General features: G+C 39.9%; 3 protein-coding genes. All 3 read right to left on the bottom strand.

The features are described from left to right. Positions 1-1,153: hypothetical protein (locus SORDD16_RS11730; RefSeq protein WP_081215134.1), on the bottom strand; the 1,153-nt coding region annotated here is incomplete at its 3' end. After that, on the bottom strand, positions 1,153-1,575 hold the full coding sequence (locus SORDD16_RS04560) for a hypothetical protein (RefSeq protein ID WP_061452535.1): 423 nt from the start codon (positions 1,573-1,575) through the stop codon (positions 1,153-1,155). The genes SORDD16_RS11730 and SORDD16_RS04560, both read right to left, overlap by 1 nt. A 156-nt stretch (positions 1,576-1,731) precedes the next feature. After that, a partial coding sequence (locus SORDD16_RS04555) for a ClC family H(+)/Cl(-) exchange transporter (RefSeq protein WP_081215133.1) occupies positions 1,732-3,248 on the bottom strand: 1,517 nt, incomplete at its 5' end.

Genomic DNA, 3,248 nt, shown 5'->3' with positions numbered 1-3,248 from the left:
TCTTAGTGGTTGTTTGATTTGTCTCTGTCTGAAAAGTATCGATAAACTGTGCTTGAGTGATACCTTGACTAGCAAAAAGGGCCTCAACCTCATAGGGAGCTAATGCTGTGTAGCTCGTAAAATCGATTTTTGACCAAATTTCTTGTAATTCCTGATTGGCTTTTTTGGCTAAGGCGCTCACTTCATCAGCTCCAGTTCTTGCTGCTGTAGCCATTGATGATGATAGGATAGATCCTTGAGCTGCATCTAAGTATATTTCCTCAGAGCTACTAATGCCACCTGATGACCATTTTGATTTCAAGTCCTTGTAATGAGCCATTCCTCGGAGACTGTTGGCATAGGCTCGATAAACACCACTGATTAAGGGTTTTCCACCTTTACCATCTACAACTTGACCAGTTACAGGGTCAAACTCCCAATCACCAATTTTATGACTCGAACCATCAAGCCAGTGAATCGTACTAGGCATAGAGTTTGTAGTGGTAGTATTATACCATTCTGGGTGGTTGAAATCATTCCAGACTACTACGTCATCATTTTTTCTACGGTAATCTATAAACATAGAAGGGTTGCTTTCAATAAATGCTTTTTCTTTCAATGAAAGGGCTCCATATTTAAACCAAGCATTAAAGGTAGTCGTAGGTATATGATATTTAGCCCCTACTTTTAGCATATAAGATCCTTGTGAATAACCAGATAGTTGACTAACTTCATATCTGGGATCATCCATAATTTCTTTTACGAATTGGTCAGCAACCTCATATTGTGGAGATAAATAAGTTTGCCTTGCAATTATGGCACTATTGACGTCACGTGAACCGAACATAGTTTTATTCACCGGACTATCAGGATCAGTTCCAGCAGCAATCACGGCTACATTTTTATAATCTGGTTGACCATTGACAATTGGCGCAACTGCCAGTCCATCAAAACCTGTTTCAATGTCAGACTTAGTGGCAACAACACGGAATTCTTGACCATCTGAGGTAGTTATGGTGTTGGTTTTTTCTAAATCATCAGGAGATATTTTTTCAATGAGATTTGAATTGACATAAGTCCTACCGTTACGCTTAGCGAATTCAAGATTTACACTATATACAGCATAATCCCGATTCAAATTGTTTAACTGCTCATCTGTATAGGAAAATGTCATCATTGTTCTCCTGTGCTATTATCTGAATATGTAACAATTACTTTTAAGTCAGTCGCTCCTTTGTAATTGTTAAGGAATTGCCTTTTCTCATTGGTCAATGATCCTTGATAATTCTTTTTATCATGGAGTCCATGGCCTATCCTATACTTAGTTTTTCTTTCATCATTAAATTTGATTTCTACATCACAAGACCACGAACCCGGAGGGCTTGTGTATGCAGGATCGGAAATTTTAATCTCCTTAATCCCTTGGTAGGAATTCTTTAGCGCATTAACCAGACTCACTTCGTACTCTCTATTTCGACGCTCTTCTTGAGACTTCCCTAACATACTAAACATAAAAACACCTCCTGCTGTGATAATTACGAGTGACAAAACGATTAGTAGCCTTTTATGGCTTTTTTTATTACTAGAATTATTCATTTAAGCTTTTCTCCTTTTTCTTATTATACTATATTTTAATTAATTTTAACGATATAAGAAGTAAAAACCGATCTCTGCTCGAGAATCGGTTTTCTAATGTAATTTATTAAGAAATCCAGAATTCAAAATACATAACATAAATTATGTAAATATCACCTACAACAACAAATCTTTGACTTTTCCAATTTCACTTTTTGGAATCACTAGATGAATCATATCACCCAGATACATTCTAGTTGAGCCGTTAACTGTTTGGCTTTTGCCATTATGGACTCGGGTGGTGATGAGTACGTTATGTGGCAAGTTAAGCTCGTGAACCTGTTTTCCAGCGATCTTATCTGATACAGGGATTTCAATGAGGGTGACTTCTCCTTCATCTGTCGCTTCTTCTGGCAGCATTTTTTCCAGCATGGCCTCATAGACTGGAGCGCCCTTGAGCAGATCCATGACGATGTAGGCAACTAAGGTCACTAAGCCCAGTGGCATGAGGTTGCGAATATCTCCAACCATCTCAGTTACGAGTATCATAGCAGTTAAGGGAGCCTTAGATATTGCTCCAAAGTAGCCACTCATTCCTAAAATGACAAATATAGGGAATTGTTCCTGACTGACAAGTCCAAAATTCGCACAAATGACACCAACTAGGGCACCAAGTAAGGAACCAAGCGCCAAAATGGGTAGGAAAATTCCTCCTGGAAGGCCACTTCCATAGCTAATCATGCTCCAAACAAATCGAATCAAAAAGTAAGCTAATAGAACTTGGAAACTAAAATCTTGCTCAGTTAGGGAAAGAACGACCTGATTTCCACCACCAAGGATTTGTGGTAAGAAGATCCCGACTGGTATGATGAGGATAAAGGCCAAGATTGGATAATAAGCTTTATCCAAATGGATTTTTTGACCAAGCCAATCATAAACTTGACCAACATTTAGGACAGCCTTCTCATAGAGAAAACCAGAAAGCCCGAGAAAAACTCCCATAAGGAGGTATATCCAATACTGGTCTAGGGTCATGAGTGGGATGTTGTCTGGCATATCCAGTACGGGTGTTAGGCCAAATATGAGCAGAGAAACAAAGTTTGCTACGAGACTGGCTGCTAGAGTTGAGACCCAGAAAAAGCGTGAAAAATGGTGATAAACTTCTTCTACCACAAAGAGAAGTCCTGCAATTGGAGCATTAAAGGCTGCAGCTAGCCCTGCTGCAGCTCCACTCGCAATCAGGGAGCGTTCCTCTACTGGGCTAGATTTGAGCCACTTGGATATACCTTTACCGCCAACTGCTCCAAGTTGAATACTTGGCCCTTCTCGACCTAGCATAAGGCCACTGGCAATAGCAAGAATCCCTAGAATATATTTTTTCCAGAGGACACTCCACCAGCTGAGAGTCATCAGTCCCTTTAGTTCAGCTTCGACTTGAGGAATTCCTGAACCCTTGATGTCTTTTTCCAACCGAGTTAGTTTCGCACTGAGCCAGCAAACTATTAAATAAAATAGGCCAATGATAAAAAGATTGCGCACTAGGTGCGCTTGATCTTGATAGAATCCTTGTATCAGGTGGAAGCCCTTTTCGATTAAGAAACGAAAGGATCCGACGATTAGCCCGACGACGAGACCAACAATAATTCCTCGTCCAACTTGGGATAATATGGTGCTTGAGGCAAAGGCAAATTCTT

Source organism: Streptococcus oralis, assembly GCF_001578945.1.
Taxonomy (GTDB): domain Bacteria; phylum Bacillota; class Bacilli; order Lactobacillales; family Streptococcaceae; genus Streptococcus; species Streptococcus oralis_Q.
Note: the sequence above shows the minus strand (reverse complement) of the source record. Positions and strands in the feature narration are given on the sequence as shown.

Bases quoted from the DNA above. Each gene is read 5' to 3' on its own strand.
- SORDD16_RS04560 (WP_061452535.1), bottom strand. From the start codon at position 1,575: ATGAATAATTCTAGTAATAAAAAAAGCCATAAAAGGCTACTAATCGTT.